Annotated in this window: 10 protein-coding genes; 1 reads left to right on the forward strand and 9 read right to left on the reverse strand. The window is 48.3% G+C overall.

From position 1 onward, the window contains the following. Window positions 1-180 precede the first annotated feature (180 nt). The 4 genes from ACFGVR_RS01310 to ACFGVR_RS01325 all read right to left on the reverse strand — a co-directional run bounded on the left by ACFGVR_RS01310 (window position 181) and on the right by ACFGVR_RS01325 (window position 5,685). Window positions 181-1,722, reverse strand: coding sequence for an RICIN domain-containing protein (locus ACFGVR_RS01310; protein WP_448700586.1), 1,542 nt, complete (start codon window positions 1,720-1,722; stop codon window positions 181-183). 563 nt (window positions 1,723-2,285) lie between these two features. Next, a complete protein-coding gene (locus tag ACFGVR_RS01315) occupies window positions 2,286-3,761 on the reverse strand; it encodes a glycosyl hydrolase family 28 protein (protein WP_448700587.1) in 1,476 nt (491 codons plus the stop codon). Window positions 3,762-4,000: 239 nt separating this feature from the next. Next, window positions 4,001-4,996, reverse strand: a complete 996-nt coding sequence (locus tag ACFGVR_RS01320; protein ID WP_448700589.1) for a family 43 glycosylhydrolase — start codon at window positions 4,994-4,996, stop codon at window positions 4,001-4,003. An 86-nt stretch (window positions 4,997-5,082) separates the two neighbouring features. Continuing rightward, the gene (locus ACFGVR_RS01325) at window positions 5,083-5,685 is read right to left on the reverse strand and encodes an RNA polymerase sigma factor (RefSeq protein WP_448700590.1); all 603 of its coding nucleotides are present in this window, start codon (window positions 5,683-5,685) and stop codon (window positions 5,083-5,085) included. Window positions 5,686-5,865: 180 nt separating this feature from the next. On the opposite strand from ACFGVR_RS01325, the gene ACFGVR_RS01330 reads away from it, so the two are divergent. Continuing rightward, a complete protein-coding gene (locus ACFGVR_RS01330) occupies window positions 5,866-6,108 on the forward strand; it encodes a hypothetical protein (RefSeq protein ID WP_448700591.1) in 243 nt (80 codons plus the stop codon). Between the two features lie 108 nt (window positions 6,109-6,216). Here the strand turns inward: ACFGVR_RS01330 and ACFGVR_RS01335 are convergent, their stop codons facing one another. From ACFGVR_RS01335 to ACFGVR_RS01355, 5 genes are all read right to left on the reverse strand, one after another. After that, complete coding sequence (locus ACFGVR_RS01335; RefSeq protein WP_448700593.1) at window positions 6,217-10,296, reverse strand: two-component regulator propeller domain-containing protein; 4,080 nt, start codon at window positions 10,294-10,296, stop codon at window positions 6,217-6,219. A 134-nt stretch (window positions 10,297-10,430) separates the two neighbouring features. Then, the gene (locus tag ACFGVR_RS01340; RefSeq protein ID WP_448700594.1) at window positions 10,431-10,589 is read right to left on the reverse strand and encodes a hypothetical protein; all 159 of its coding nucleotides are present in this window, start codon (window positions 10,587-10,589) and stop codon (window positions 10,431-10,433) included. 125 nt (window positions 10,590-10,714) lie between these two features. After that, window positions 10,715-11,617 carry an ROK family protein gene (locus tag ACFGVR_RS01345; RefSeq protein WP_448700596.1) on the reverse strand — a complete coding sequence of 301 codons (903 nt, stop codon included), beginning with the start codon at window positions 11,615-11,617 and terminating at the stop codon, window positions 10,715-10,717. A gap of 297 nt (window positions 11,618-11,914) precedes the next feature. Further along, window positions 11,915-13,729, reverse strand: a complete 1,815-nt coding sequence (locus ACFGVR_RS01350; RefSeq protein ID WP_448700598.1) for a RagB/SusD family nutrient uptake outer membrane protein — start codon at window positions 13,727-13,729, stop codon at window positions 11,915-11,917. Window positions 13,730-13,739: 10 nt separating this feature from the next. Beyond that, window positions 13,740-17,072, reverse strand: a complete 3,333-nt coding sequence (locus ACFGVR_RS01355) for a SusC/RagA family TonB-linked outer membrane protein (protein ID WP_448700600.1) — start codon at window positions 17,070-17,072, stop codon at window positions 13,740-13,742. Window positions 17,073-17,172: the final 100 nt, after the last annotated feature.

A 17,172-nucleotide genomic window follows, 5' to 3' on the forward strand; every position in this document is an offset into this window, starting at 1 on the left:
ATTGGCGCCATCTCAACGATCTGATCAAAACGGCTTAAAGGTGTAAAAAAAGATCCTTCGTTCTGCCAAGCTTTACCCGACATGGCACGGGCAATGACATTTGCTGGTGACGGTCGACCAAAAGGGCCGGTTTTGAGATCCCGGCCCATTGACTTTTGCTTATATTTTACGATCAATAGCTCAAGGCGCTATCGTCCACTGTTGATTCAAACTGGTATTGTTCCCATAGAATTTCATAATGGAACCGTCTGTTGTGCCGCCACCAGTATCAAGGCATTTACCATTGGTCCGGTTCACTAATTTATAGTATGAGCCGATCTTAACTATTGTCCACAGTTGGTTGGAGTCCCCACCACTGGCCCATTGATCCACCGTCGACCCGTCTGCGGTGTGGTTATCGCTGTCAAGGCATTTTCCGCCTGTCGAGCAGGTCAGTTTGTAATAGCCTCCGGAATAACTTAAGGTCCATTTCTGATTGTTGCTTCCACTTGAAGCCCACTGCCCAACGTTGGCGCCATTACTGGTCGAACCCAGGTTATCAAGGTATTTCCCTGTTGCACGGCTAATGATATGGTAAACGCCGTTGGCGATAGGTTGCGTACCGACCGTGTAGGTCAGGGAACCGAACCCTAGCTGATCGAAACCACCGCTATCAGAACCGTAGTTACCGCCACCGCCTTCGGGCCTGACCTGCGCTGCAAACTGCGAACTGTACGTAGCCGCGACACCCATTACATTAACATAATGGTTGTAGATCAATTCCCAGGCCGGGCGAACGGTGCCCCTGGCATTAGTAGAGATCACCGTTTGATTTACGTTGTCGCAGTTGTTATAGGTATTATAGGGCACTGTCATATTAAGATTGTATTTTGCAGTATATTCACAAAGCCCCAAAACTTTATTGGTCTCATAGGAAAAAAGGTCTACACCCTGATTAAATGCCATCTGACAAAAGGCCCCTTCTAAGGAAATATCCAAAGTGGCATGTCCCTGATCCCTGCCAGCTTCCTGGTTTTGTCCGAGGTTACCTGGGTGAACAAAAAAGACGGTCCGATCAATGTTGCCATTACCAATACCTGTTTTAAAATAATTGATGGCCTGATTGAACTTGGCCTGGTCATCACAAAGTATACCAATAGATAATATCGTAGCCATATTGCAAAGATCCCAGTTCGCCCAGTAGTGCGTGTCACAAGTGTTGTTATGAACTGTCAAAAATCCGTTAGCTGCAGGATAGAACACATTGAGCATAAAGGTCTTGAACTTATTAAAGTCCGTGGCAGACCAACCGCTGTAACTACGTAAGATCTCAGCTGCGTTCGCAAGCTGATAACCGTACAATCCTGAAGCCAGCGCATAATTTGAATCGCCCCCGATGGCTTTGCAGGTCGTAGCCCAGGCGTTGAGAATGCCAATGGCTTTATCGGCATAGGCGTTGTTGCCGGAAATGTACCATCGCAAAGCATCCTGGTACGCTGCTGCGGCATCCCGCATGACATGAACGTAATTACCTCCAGTGCTTGTTCTGGTGATCGTGTCGTTTGGACCAGCCATATTATAAGTGAGTTGTGCGTAAGAATTTGCAGTTAAAATATTGTAACTGTCGATCCAGGGAGAAGCTCCGGCGTTCACCTGAGTTTGCATACGGATAAGATCTGCCTGGGTATGCAACATCCCGGGATGAATAAACGGGGCGGTAGCCAATACATTCAGTGATCCCACGGTCCCGGCGTTCAGTCCTAAGTTGACCTTTGCGATCGTGTCTTTCGTTCCAAGCATCGTGCCGCTGTTCTTTTTACAGCCCATAATGCCAACGAGCAAGACCCCAATAATTCCGTTAAAAAAAAGCAATTTTGTTTTCATAATGTTAATTTAAGTTATATGGTTGGTTTATAAGCAAAAGCACGTCAGGAACTATGCGCCACCAAGGACGCCGAACATTTATCAATACACGAGATCGGAAAAACGGAAAGCAAGACCTTCCTTAGGTTTATTTAACAGGATAAATCTCTGACAAAAAATCAAGTTCAGTGAGTATCTAATCGGCCAAATAAGGGGGTCAAACTGGCCAAAATCATGGCCAGAAATGCAAATTAAGTATGTGACCATCAGATATTTGCAATTATGAAAGAGCAATATGGCCAGGGATGCGCACCTTATTTTAGATCGAGGGATAATATGGGCTATAACGGTGTTTGCCCATAGCTATGGGCAATAGCTTACCATGACCGGTCCTGTCAATGGTAAGCGATGTGGATCTAATATCCGTTAGTAGTGATCTGAGGCTACAGCGTTCCGTTGAACCTGATATTTTCAACATGTTCACCCACAAAAATATTGGCCATATCGCCCGTTTTGTAGAAGCTTGGTTTACCGTCCATTTTATCGCTGATCAGCTTTCCATTGATCTGCAGGTTCTCGAAAACGACGTTGCTGATGTTCCGTCGCTCATCATAACCTGAAATAACGGATAAAGGCGCGTTCCGGCCGGAGTAAGTGACATTTTTGAAGAGAATGTCTTTGATCCCAGCCCCCGCGGAGGTATTATATTTTCTGTTGAACATGACCCTTAAATTGAATAACTGGCCTTTTCTGATGTCTTCAACACGGATATCGTTGAAAGTGACCGCCTGGATCAGATTACTATCTCCTGCATTCAATGACATGCAACCCTGATAATCCATTTGATTCTCCTGCTGATCGAGGATGTCAATATTGTTGAATTTCATGTCGGACAAGGTATCGGGCCGCTGCGTATCGCCATGTGTGCCGATCAGGATCGGATGGGCCACATCGGCCCATAATGTCGAGTTCAGGATGTTTATATTTTGCGTATTCCCGTAATAGCGCCAGCGATGCCCGTAAATGGCGATACAATCATCGGAATTACGCATGAACAGGTGATCAAGGGTAACGTCTTTACTGCTGAAAATGTCGATGCCATCAGCATTACCCTCCGAGCTGAACGACCTGAGGTCGCTGATCTTCACCCGGGCGGACTGGCCGATCAGTGCCGTATATTTGCGCGGCAGGACGATCAAACCTTCGATCTGTACGTTCTCAGAATAGACGACAGATATGCCATCGTTCCTGCCCATCCTTTGCCGGGGGTTTTTAATGGCTGTCGTTGTTGGGGTCTCCGCATCGTACTGGGTAAGGATACCGCGCCCGCTTATCCGTACATTTTTAACGTGGTCCATGGCGAAACTTCCAACGACGACCGATCCGCCGGCCATATATATGGTTTTGCCGGAGGCGACCTGCATTCTTCCGACCTGATGGATGCCAGGGCCGAAATAGATCACGCTGGTATCTTGAATAGAGGGCGGGTCCTTCTCAATGGTATTTGCAAATACCTGCAGGTTCTGAAAAATATTCCCGTTCACCTCTACCGAAACATTTTGGCCCGCACGGGTCACAAAGGTGATAGTGTTGCCCTTGACAACCGGTTTGATGCCCGAGGAAAGCGGGCGCACTTTAACAGAATTGAGGTTCCCCGATGGCACTGTTACGGATATTTCGACATTTTCGGAACAATCAAAATAGGCGAACGATGTTTTTTGTTCAACCATTTTGGTATTAATGACATTGGCGACCCTGGCATGATAAACATCCACCTGCTGCCATTGCCCGCCCGGCTCCCTTACCTTAAGGATATACTCTTTGCTCAGGAAATTACATGGGGGTGCCTTATAGGTGATGACCTTTGCGAACGCCGGGTACGTCAGTAGCCAGAAAAAACACAGGATGCGGATCTTCATATTTGGAAGTTAGTTGTAGCGTGTAAAACGATAAGACAGCCGGGGAGCTATTCAATACTCACTGGACCGGCCATTTCACGAATAAAAAATGCTGCGACGGTAGGCAATTGTCGGGCAACAAAAAGGCCCCCCTGACCGGGGAGCCTTAACCAATTATCATACCTGACCGGTAATGTCTATGAGAAGTAACTAAAAGACAACGAAGTACTGACTTTATACTCAGCAGGTCAGCCTAATAATTATTCGGAAGCCAGCCCTGTCTTTACATCCAGGCGGAATGGTTTTGGTTCCGGTAACCATAGCTTACCATCGCCGATCTTTACAGGCATCCAAAGATACCGGGAGTCCCATTGTGTCTTGGGTTTCCAGATATCTCCCAGAAACAATACCGTGGTACCTTTTGTCCCGGCAACCTTTAACAACAAGGTCGATTGTGAACTGTATGTTTTTGTTTCAGGAGGGGCTATGTCCCTGAACTCGGACCAGGGGCCGGCCAACGAGGTCGCGGTGGCATATTTGTTGGGGTTCGGCGACCACCCGGTAAGCGCTGACCCTATCGCATAATACAGCCCGTTATAATGCACGATCGCGCCACCCTCCATATGCTGCGGGATCAGGCATATCTCTTTTTCCACGTCCATGTAGTCATCTGATAAACGCGCGATCCGAAATCCGTATGGCCTGTCCTCAAATACGAGGTAAGCCAGGCCATCGTCGTCGATGAATTGCCCGATATCCCTGCTTTCATGTCCCAGCGGCCGAAAACTCTTGACGAATTTAAAGTCGCCGTCCGGTTTGTCGGCGACGGCGATACCTACGCTGGCCGTTTTGTAAGACTTGTTATCCAGGTGGAAGTACATCACGAATTTGTGCGTTCTGCTATTATAAAATACCTTGGGCCGCTCCAATATCCAGCCGCTGCCCTGGCCATTAGGGTCCTGCATTTGAACGACGTCCTTGCAGAACCTCCAATTCATCAGGTCCTTGGACGCATAACAACTGACATAGCGTTTGCCGGTATCAAGACCTTGCCTTCTTTCTTCACCGTACCAGTAATAGGTATCCTTAAATTTGGTGATGCCGCCGCCATGCGCCTGAATATGGGCTCCCTGTTCATCGGGCCAAAGTTCGGTCGGGCGGATCTCATTTCTTTTTTGGGAGAACCCATTTGTACAGATCAGCATCAGAGCTGCCAGGGATACACCCCGGCTTATCGTTTGTAGTACTTTTATCATTTATTGTATTAGTTTATAATTTAAAATTTGCAAAGCATCTCGCTTTTTTTTTGGAGGTCGGGTTTCCCCGGGGTTCAGCTGACCGGTCATGACACGGGCTGACAGCGCAGCAATTGTTCGTCTGAGCTAAGTACCGTCCGCAATTGTGTGACCGCACGGTGCACGTGATTAACGACAGACTGGTACTTGATCCCGGTAACATCGGCGATCTGATCATAGTTCCAACCGTCGAAATATTTTAAAAAGATCATTTCACGTTGTCTTTCGGGTAATGTATTCAGCGCGCTCGACAAGACGAAAGCAGCTTCTTTGTTCCGTTCAGCGTCGACCAGGATCTCTTCCTGACAGAATACTATGTCGATGTATTGATGATCATCGTTCAAAGGATCATGCTGTTTGTTCGTTTTGATGTAGTTGAGCGCCATAGAGCGTGCTGCCTTAAAGAAATAAACCTTGACATTTTTGATCTGACCGAACTTTTCCTTGCGTTCCCACATTTTAATGAACAGGTCCTGAAGAATATCCTGGCATACATCGTCATCCTGAATGATCTTGGAGAGATAGTGAAGCAATAAGGGATAAAGTTCACGATGGATGGATTCGAAGGCGGAAACGTCCCCTTTCAGGGTGTCATTCCACAGGTCAGACAAAAGATCACTTTTATTCATAATGGCTTTATTGGCTAGCATTTTCCCGAAGTTTTATGTCCACCGAATAAAGCCCGTGATCGACCCGGATACCGGATGTCCTATTGAGGCCCAAGTCAAGTAAAGTTTATTCGATGGATTATAATTTGGTTTACTGAGAGCTAATATGGAATGATAAAATAAAAATCAGAGGACACAAACAAGCCATTTAAGGGGTATAAATTGGCCAAAAAAATCGCACTAAACGGTTTTAGATGTCTCCAAACCGCGTTTTTTGCGGCCATTCAAACAATTCGAACAAAACAGACATTCGCGCGTGAACTGACGGCGTCTAAAAAATGGAAGATCATTCTTGCTGCCTTAATGCTGATGTTAAGCAAGATCATTGGGGCCGAGCCAGTCGGTCTGGACTACCTTGTTGGGGATATTTCAGAAGCGATCATAGCGGCATCATGCGGGCAATGATCAGGTCCATCCGCTCGGATCCACTTAAGTCGAAAGAACAGACAAAGGAAATTAGCGGCCATGTAGAGCGACCGGTCGGTCAACGACCAAAAGGACATCAAAAAGATCTTATTTGTCCAGCACATTCAGACGCTTTTTGAACACCGGGCGTTTTTGGCGCATGAATTCTGATGGGTTGGCCCCAAACAGTTTGGCAAATTGTGTCCTGAAGTATTTGATGCTATTGAAGCCGGTCTCCAGGGCGACCTCATTGATATTCATATCTGTTTGAATGAGTAGTTCAGCGGCTTTTCTCAACCGTATGTACCGGATGAAACTATTTATCGAGTGTCCCGACAGAGATTTTACCTTGCGAAAAAGATTGGACCGGCTCATACCGATCTCGGAAGCAAGCGAGTTCGTATTGAAATTCTGATCGGTCAGGTGTTTCTCTACGACCTCAATGCATTTTTCAAGGAATACCTTGTACTCTTCTGATATATTCACATTGGTCGACCTCAGGGTAACGGCGCTATAGAAGTAGCTTTGCAGATTTTTCCTGATCTGCAATAAATTGGCCACGCGGGCGATCAGTACCTCTTTTTCGAAGGGTTTACTAATATAGTCATCGGCACCGCTTTCCAGTCCCTTGATCTTGCCTTCAGGTGAGGAACTTGCCGTGAGCAGGATCATTGGGATGTAGTTGAGGACCGGGTCCTGTTTGATGATCCCACATAATTCGATGCCGTTCATGCCCGGCATCATGACATCACAGATGATCAGGTCCGGCAGTTTTTCGTTCGCTAATAACAGACCGCTTTCGCCATCCGCGGCACAGTGAATAAGATAATTTGTTTCCAATATCGACCTGACGTAGTTCCGGATCTCCGTGTCGTCGTCAATGATCAAAATAGTTTGTTTATCGCTAAAAATGTTCTCGGCCTTAAAATCTACCGGATCAAGAGCGGGCAGTCCGGAAGGTTCCTGCTCGCCTGTATGGTCTGTTATCTCGCTGAATAATTCGGAGGTCTCAGATTCCACACGGGATATACTGTCCTGCGGAAAGTGATCGGTCCCTTTTCTTAAGGTCAGCGTAAAGGTCGTGCCTGTTCTCCTTTCACTATCATAGGTGAGGCTGCCGCTGTGATCCTCTGCAAATTGCCTGGCAAGATATAAGCCGATGCCAAAACCGGCTTTCACGGGCTGCCCGGGTTCGTTGGACCGAAAATACTTTTCAAATATCTTATCACCCAACCCGGATGGGACCCCGTGGCCCGTATCAGCTATACTGATGATCGCTGACCCTGCATCTTCCCCGACCAGTACACTTATGCTGTCACCGGCCCGACTATATTTGATCGCGTTGGAAATGAGGTTGTAAAGGATGATCTCGATCTTTTCCCTATCGCCGTAAACGATCAGATCGCTGTTCGCAGGCGAAAAAGTATAGGCGATACCAGCGACGGCGGCCTGCTGGACAAACGACAAGAATACCTCGTTACAAACGGAGACTATATGCATCGGCGCAATATTCATTTGCGTGATACCCGCGTCCGCTTTACGGAACAGTAACAGCTGATCTACCAGGCCCAGGAGCCTCCGGGCGTTCCGGTAAATAATATTGAGATCATTGCGCCCTGTCCCCTGGTGATCTTTAAGCAGGTCCCTGGCCGGGTTAATGATCAGCGATAAGGGCGTCCGGAACTCATGGGCGATCCCGGTAAAGAACTCGACTCTTTTTTCGTTGATCTCGCGTTCCTTTTCCTGCAGGACCATTTGATTATCGGCATTCAATTTAGCCAGCCTGATCTCATACTTGAGTTTGGTCTCACGCGCCCGGTAGGCCATATACCAATAGATCAGGCATACGGCAGCAGACAGATAAGCCAGGTATGCCCACCAAGTTGCGTACCAGGGCGGCAGGATGACGACGGTCAGAGGTTCAGGAGCATCCACCCATATGCCTTTAGGGTCGGTGCATTTTACTTTGAATTGGTAAGTGCCAGGATCCAGCCGGGTATAAACAGCGCTCCGCAGATGGCCCGAGTTATTCCAGCCGCGGTCCCAGCCGGCCATCATATAGCGGTAGACGATCTTTTCCTGTGAACTGAATTCTATTGCCGAAAAATCGATCGTAAGTGCAGCATCATGGAACGGTATCTGGAGGGCCGAGATGTGATTGCGGGTAACGGACCGGATGTACTGCGGACTTTCGCTCACCGACCGGTTATTGACCTTGATATCGGTGATCACGAGATGAGGGATACTGCTTAAGGGTCGGATCCTTTGCGGATCGAACAGGGTCAGGCCGCTATTGCCGCCAAATGCCAGTTGTCCTGAGCTGAGCCTGGCAGATGCATTAAAATTAAATTCCTTGTTCTGCAAGCCATCGCTTGGAAAGAAATTGGTGAAGGTCTCCTTCTTCAGGTCAAAATTTGAAAGGCCGCTGTATGTGCTCAACCAAAGATGGCCATGTTCATCATCCTGAATGTTCAATACATTATTGTTGCAAAGGCCGTCATCGGTAGTGAGTTTTTGTATGATGCGGTGGCTCTTCTTATCAAAAAGCATAAGGCCTGCTTCTGTGCCAAGCCACAGCTGACCGCTCTCACTTCCATGGATCGCCCTTACCGGTTTTCCGACCGGGAAGTAATGATGCTTTTTGTTCTTTCTGTCGATCTCATATATGCCATCGAATGTACCCCCCCAAAGCACCTTACTTTTGTCTTCATAGAGGACAAGCACGTTCTTCAACCCGGGGTCAAATAGTTCGAATTGATCCTTTATACGATCAAAACGAAAAAAACCATTGTGAAGCCCGCTCACCCACAGGTCATGATCACTGTCCTCCAGCAGACACCAGAAGATCGGCCCGGTAGTTTTTCCGGGGTCGCTGCCGCCATTGTATGTTTTGAAGGTCTTGCTGGCCGGCTGATATAGATCTATGCCCCCACCATAGGTCGTCAGCCATATCTTTCCTGTATGATCGCGGCAGATCCCTGTAACAAAATTCGAACTTAGTGAGCCGGCTTTTCCGGGCACATGTAAAAAGTTCTCAAATGAGTTCGTTCCCCGGTCCCAGATCGATAGACCGCCGCCGTCCGTTCCGATCCACAGGATCCGGTCATTTTCTTCAAATAGTGATTTTACATAATTATTGATCAGGCTATTACGGTTGGTCGGGTCATGTGTGATGTTTTGGAACCGGTCCTTAGTATGGTCGATCACATTGATACCGCCACGTAAAGTTCCGATCCAAACCCGCCCGTCCCGGTCGGTCAACAGGCTACGAATGGCGTCACTTGATAAGCTTTGACTACTAAATCCCGCTTTAAGATAAGTAAATTTGTTCGAAGCGGTGTTGAGGATATTGATGCCACCGCCATCCGTACCGACCCACAGCTGATCTGGGGATACCGACATGATATGCGTGATGCGGCTGGAGGTCAATTCCTCGGGCTTCTCGCTATAATGCCTGTCGTAAACATGACGAAGCAGGTCGTAGTGCCACAGGCCGCTGCTCATTCCGATCCAGATGCCTCCTTTATCGACAAAAATAACAGATGCGGCCTGAAGCTTTTGATCGACCAGTCGCAGGCATTGGTTCTTGCTGTCAAAGGAACACAGGCCGACCTTATCGATCATCGCGTAGATCTCCCGGGCGTTTGAACTTGCCATCGCCAGTACCGAATAATCCAGATGGTCACCCTTTTCATCTTTGTAGGGGATCTTCGCCCCGTGCCGACGGTCAGCGTGGGGAAAAACGACAAATCCGATCTCGTCGCCGGCGACGCACATGTTACCGGAAACATCCGGCATAACGTCAAAAATATAAGATCTGATCAGGGCCGTCCGGGTCCTATCGGAGAGGGTCATATAAGCAGCAGAGAATTTTTGGGAGACAGGATCAAGTATACTTAGGCCTTGCCTGGTCCCGACCCATAAATTATGGTCGCCGTCCTCTGATATCGCGTTGACATAATTATGAATGATCGAATGATCATCGCCGGGATGGTTGCGATAGACCTTAAAGTCGTAACCGTCATAACGGTTCAGTCCGTCGTAGGTGCCGAACCAAAGATACCCTTGCTGGTCCTGGTATATAGACCGGATCTCACTGTTCGAAAGTCCGTCCTTCAGGCCGAGCTTATCAACAGAAGGCTGCCCGATGGCGATGGAGCCGAACAGCAACAAGAAAAATAACGGCAAACCGGTACGGTACAGTTCCCGATAATTTCGTTCTAAAGCGGATCTATCCAGCCAAGTTTTGTCCCGGTCAATCAATTGGATCTGTGCAGCAATGTGTCATCTTGAAAACAAGGTACGCAATTACCTATGAACAATTACTTTTTTAACAGATGAGCGCTCTGCCTGATCTCCTCCGCTGCGGGTTCGATCCTTGCTAAGATCATGTTCCAATGCGTTGCGATCTGTTGCTTACTGATCTTCGGCTTTTTGATCCTGATCAATGATCCTTCGGTTTCCCCCAGACATTTTTTCATCCTATTTTTGTAAGAGTCGTTATTGGTCATGCTACCAATACAAATATATATATCTAATTACTTTTTTTCCACCGCTAAAAATATAGCTTACAAAGCTACATGCATCACCCGGCCTCGCCGCCATCTTATTGTATCACTCTGATCAGCCCAGGCTCCAGCTCCGGCCTGAAAAGTGATGCTGCCCCGATCAGCGACGCCTCTTCCCCCAGTTGTGCCAAACGGATCTCAATATCCAATTTTCGTTTAAGCTGCGGGATGAACAGCCGGGATGCTTTGGCTATATTACCACAGATCAGCAAACATTGGGCGCCGGAGTTAGCCACGCGGTCAGACAGGAAACCGGCCAGGTTCTGGGCGAATTCCCTGAATACTTCCCTGGCGCTACCATTTTCCTGGGCCAATAGGGCGAGTTCCCTGACCCCGATCACAGAAAGTCCGGTGCGCTCGAAATAACTTTTTAAGAACCAGCGTGTCGAGAGATGGTCGTCAGCAATGGTCTCTTTGTATGATACACTACCCCAATTCAGGTCGCTTACGTCATTCTCCTTAAAAATAGCTGAGCCAAAACCTGTGCCCAGCGTTATCCCGATCAATTCGTTCAGTCCGCGACCCGCACCGGCATATACCTCGCCCGCGATGGTCGATCGCGCATCGTTCATGAACCGGATGTTCACAGCCGGGATATCGAACTCATAAGCCAGGTGCTCTTTAATATCATATCCAAAAAGCGATTCATACTTGGCCAGGCCTTTGATATAGGAAATGCCATTCTCATAATCGAACGGCCCGGGCATAGCGAATGCCATACCGCTTACCGACAGATGAAAGTGCGACAAGGACCGCTGAATGGTATCCGCCCAAACCTTCAGGATCTGGGGGGCGCTACCTTTGCTATTGAGTTCATTCCTTACAAACGTGTGTTTAAGGATGGCGTAATTATTCAGATCGCAAATTGCCGTCGTGATATGTGAGCCTCCGATGTCGGCACATAATACGTATCGGTGATCATAGGTAGTTGCGTCATTCATTCTTTTCTTATTCTATGGTTATCGTATAAAAGCGACCTCGTTAGTGTAATGGCTGGTATCCGCACCCTCTTATTCCATTGACATGATGACCAGGCACCAGGCCGCTCCACTATTGAGACAAAAAAAGATCCCGATCATACTCAAAAGAACATGGATTTGTTTATCCCCGCGGAAGCGCATTGATCGCATTTGCGTTCAACATATTGGCATTTGGCTGACGTCCTGTTGCGGGTTCACGGAAGTGGATATAAAAAGAAAGTGCTGTCACAGATGTGACAGCACTTAAAAGACCATTTATTACCAGCCTGGATTTTGGACCAGTGCGGGGTTTAACGTGATCTGTTGGGTGGGGATGGGATATAAATAATTTTTCTCCGAGAATGTACGGGCGGTATTATCAAGGATGATCTGGCCATTGGCATCCTTGGCACTGGTCGGCGCCGGGGTCCATGGATTAGGACCCAGCTGAGCCTGTGTGCCCGTATATTTGATACCTACCGGCCAAGGGCTGACAAATGCTGCGGCGTTCCCGTATGCAGTACCGCCAACATTGGATACCAGGTCCGTTGCGGCACTGTGCCAGCGCTTGATATCGTCAAACCTAAAATTCTCATAATACAATTCAATAAAGCGCTCACGACGGATCTCGGTTCGAAGATCCAGGCCGTTAGCTGCCGCGAACGCATTCGTCAATGGCGGCATGTTCTTGTTTACCCGTAAGCGGACTAAATTCAGGGACCTGTTAAGATCTGCATCTGTGATCGCATCATTTCGTTCAAAAACAGCCTCCGCATAATTCAATAACACCTCTGCATAGCGGATCACCGGATAGTCCTCAGCCTCTTTAGTATCCGGGGTACTACGTTCATTGGTCCATTTTTGATTAGAATATCCCAGGATCTGAGTGACCTTTGTGATATATGCATTGCTATTATCGGCGGCGTCATTGAGCCAGCTGACCCTGCCATTTGTACCACTATACCAGTAATACATATTCATCACTCTGATGGTATAACGCAAGCGGTTATCCCTATTCACGAATTCAGATCCGTAGGTCTGAAATCCCTGGAATAGCGGGGATTTTTCTATAGGCAGGCCGTCCTGGCATAAGAAAGCATTGACGTATTTGTGCTGAGGACCGATCTGGGTACTTTGTCTGCTGATATTGGTATTTATCGGTTTGCTAACGTCGTCATATCTGTAAGATAAGATATATTCATGGTTCGCAGATTTGTTCACGCCGGCAGGATTAGATTTGGGATTCTCCAATATGAACAGATATTTTTGGGATGAATCACCCAATATCGTGCTGTTACCGCCCAACGCATTTGATGCGGCTGTTCCGAACAGCGCGAACTGATTGCTGGTGATACAGGCATTTGATGCGGCTACTGATTTATCAAGCAACATGTTGTATCGGGTGGGATTGATGTTCCTGAATTTTAGCCAGGTCCCCTCGTAAAGCGCTACGCGGCCCAGGAACGCCTGTGCGGCGGGTTTGCTTACCCTACCAAAATCGGCAGAATTCGACAGAATTGATGCCGGCAGGCCCGGGATAGCAGCTTCCAGATCTGCGACGATCTGATCTGCGATCGCATCGCGGGTCGCCCTGGGGCCATAAAGTTCCGGGGAAGTAAGGTCCAGCGTATGGGTGATCAATGGAACGCCGCCGTAAAGTTGCAGCAGATCGAAGTAGCTATAGGCCCTGAAAAATTTGGCCTCGGCCACAAACTGAGCGATCCCGGTCTGATCGCCGCTGTAGGCCGCCGCTTTTTCCAGCAGATAGTTGCAGTTCCTGATCCGGCTATAGTTATTGGTCCAGCTGGCGTCACTGGCCGGAACGGTATTTGTTCCGGCGCCATAAGTGCCCCCTCCTCCGAAGACATCTGCCCGCCCGTCATAGTGGGGGTTGTCCGCAAAAGAATTATTGAAGTTGCGCAGATAGCCATAATATTGGTTGGCAAAAGTTTTAAAGTCGTTGGGCGATTTGAAATACGCCGCATCGGAAAGCTGATCAAGCGGTTTCAGATCGAGGCCCTTTTTACATCCGCCCTGAACGACGAGGATGACAACGGCCAGTATTTGAAATATCTTATTATGTATATTTTTCATAATTGTTCAATTAAAATGTGATGTTTGCGCCTAATGTTACATACCTGTAGAAAGGATAGCGCTCGTTGCCCTGTGTGGTACGGGTCGTTTCTGGGTCCCATTCATCATGAACGGCAGTAGCTTCCCACAGGTCGCTTCCCGACAGATAGAACCTTAGTGAGCTGAATACCTTGGATCTTTCCATCATGGCCTTTGGCAACGTATAGCCGATCACCAGGTTTTTCAGGCGTACGTACGCGCCGTTCTCCACTGACCAGCTTGATATCTGATAATTATAACCGTTGATGCCATTGGTGTGAAGGTTCGGGTAATATGCATTCGTGTTATCAGGCGTCCAGGTATTACCTACCCATTGGGTCGTTTGGGCCTGCCCAAGGGACAGGAACGGCACCCTCCAGTTATTTGCGCTACCGTTAGCGCGGAATATCGTTCTCTTACCAACACCTTGAAAGATCGCGGTAAGGTCAAATCCTTTCCATTGTAAGTTGATGGTCGAGCCGAACGCGTAGCGTGGCGCATCCGTGCCGAGGAAGACAAGGTCGTCCATGTCCGCGGTCGAAGTACCGTAAGATAACTTCCCGTCGCCATTGGTATCCACGAAATAGTTGTCGCCGGGACGCAATCCTGAATTTTGTCCCGGAAGGTTGGTAAGCGGACTTGCGATCGGGATGCCGATCTGATTGGTGACGCCACCGGGATTATAGTATTTGGCATTATAAGCATCTACGTCGCTTTGGGTCTGGAACCGACCTCCGTATTTAAGACCGAAATAAGATCCCAGCGGATAGCCTTCCACGGTCGCATTATAACCAGCGCCCAGTGCAGGTACGCCGTTGAAATAGACAAGCTTGTTCTGGCTGTCGGTAACATTCCCGCTTACAGAATAGGTCAGTTTGCCAACATGGTCGCGCCATGTAAGTTGTGCGCTCCAACCCCAGGTCCTTAGGTCGCCATTGTTAGATTGCGGTGCGCCTATGCCTAAAGTGCCCGGATAGGTCACGCTGACAAGCATATTCTTATTCTCATTTCTGAATACATCGACGGTGCCGTTCAACCGGCCATTCAGGATCCCGAAATCAAGACCCAGGTTCCTTTTGATGATCGTCTCCCAGGTACGGTCAAGAGATACCAGGTTCCCTGTGGTGGTGGTGTTGGTGGCTATCGTGCTTCCAAGTAATGTACCGCTGCTTGCTACGTTAAGCGACTGAAGATAATCGTACAGACCGATGCCTCCCTGGCTACCAGAAGTTGAATAGCTGGCCCTTATCTTCAGTTCGTTGAATATATTGGTTTTCTTTACAAAACCTTCCTCGCTTAAACGCCATGCGCCCTGAAGGCTATAGAATGGTTTCCAGCGACTGTCAGCAATGAATTTTGATGAACCGTCGTACCTTCCGATGGCCTCAAAGAGGTATTTTCCTTTAAAGGCATAGGTCGCTCTGGCAAAATAAGACCCCAAAGCGTAATGGTTGCGCTGTTCGTCATTGGTAACGAAGCCGCCTGTCGTGCTGCTCAATCCGAGATTCAATGCGGCAAGATCATCGGTGCCCGTATTGTAGGTCCTGGTATTGATCATGTCGTATTCGTCCCTTTCATAAGAACCGCCGACCATCAGCGTCACGTCATGCATTTTGTTGAACGTATTGCTATAAGTAAGGCGTCCGACCAGGTTATAATAAGGGTCGCTGATATTTTGACGAAAATAACTTTGTGAACCTGAGGAAGAGCTTCCGGTAGGTGCTGTCGTCCCGGTCAGGTATGCGTCATCATACGAATAAAGGCGCACGGTTTTTGTCTGAACACGGTCGTCCTGCAACCAGGTATTATAGCCTGCGGTACCTGTAAAACTCATGTGTTTCACAAAGTTATAGGTCAGCGTAGCATTAAGAAGAGCCCTGATATTACTTTCCAGGTTATCACCGCCGTCACGCAATAATCCTGCGGGACTTGCAACGCCGCCCCACTGGTATGGTTGCCCTGACTGTGTATACATCGGGATGCCGATCTGGAAACCATTTCCCAATGCGCTATAAGAGCCGGTCGTATAAAGTGTAGGCTGTTGAATATCATTCCTTTCCAGGGCGATATTGGTCTGTAACTGAACCTTATCGCTGAAATTGTATCCGTCATTTAATCTTAGATTATAACGCTGATTACCGTTATTTCCTATCTTCAACTGACTGGCATCGTTCAGGTAACCGAAAGAGACGCGATAGATATTCTTTTCAGATCCTCCGGAAATGCTCAGGTTGTGTTGTGTCGAAGTTGAGGATCCCCAGATATACTGTTGTAAACTCTGGTCGATGAAATCGAGTTCATGCGTATCGGTGAACTGCGGAAGGGGAAGCCCGTCATAGATCGTATTGGCAGGGATATTAGGTCCCGTGTTTCCCGGGATCTGCGAGGCAAGTATCACCTGGTTCTTATGAGCCAAGGCAAATACGGCCATATCATACCAAAGGTCCCTTACCGGGGTAACGCCATAAAAATCGTTCAGCTTTGCTTGTTTCAAACCGTTCGACCATTGGTCGATGTTGGTCATTTTAGGCTGCAGGCCCAGGAATTTCTCCGAAACAGAGGGGTCGTACTGGACCTTCATCTTACCGGCCTTTCCTTTCTTTGTATTGATCAGGATCACGCCATAAGCGGCGCGTGCGCCATAGATAGATGCAGAGCCGTCCTTCAGCGCGGTAACGCTTTCAATATCATTCGGGTTGATGGAGTTCAGTTCATTGTTGTTGTTCAATGCTACCCCGTCCAGGATCACTAGAGCGTCCTGGCCGTTCACCGAGGTCACCCCATTTATCTGGAGGTTCCAGTTCTCCCTGCCGGGTTGGGCGGATGAACGGGTCACCACGACGCCGGGCATTTCTCCCTGCAGATTCGCGATCGGGTTAGCGGTCGGGCCACGGTCCTGGAAGACCTTCGCGCCTACCGTGGCTATAGAGCCGGTAACGGTCGCCTTTTTCTGTGTACCCAAGCCTACCTCGACCACAGCTACTTCGGCCAGGCTTGCTGACGATGCGGCAAGTTTGACCTGCATAGGATGATCAAAAGCGGCCTTGATCGTGATCGCGGTGTAACCGATGCTCTTGAAGGTAAGGGAACTGCCATCGGGGGCATTTATCTTGAAACTACCGTTCATATCCGCTGCGACGCCGGTGTTCGTTCCGGCAATGAGAACGGTGGCGCCGATGACAGGGTCACCAGTTTCGGCGTCGACGATTTTTCCGTTAACTGCTTTGGTTTGAGCGAATGCGAAATGGCATGATAATACCATGAGCACTACTGCGCAAAGTCGGCCGATCCGGAGCTTTTTACTGTAAAAAAAGATCATAATCATTTAATTAAGGTTTACTAAATTGGGTTTATTGGTGACACTCAGCACGTTCTATGTGTTGTTAGGATCTATGAGCTGCTGTCTAATCCTAAAGACAAGGCAC

It is taken from the genome of Mucilaginibacter aureus (assembly GCF_053514885.1).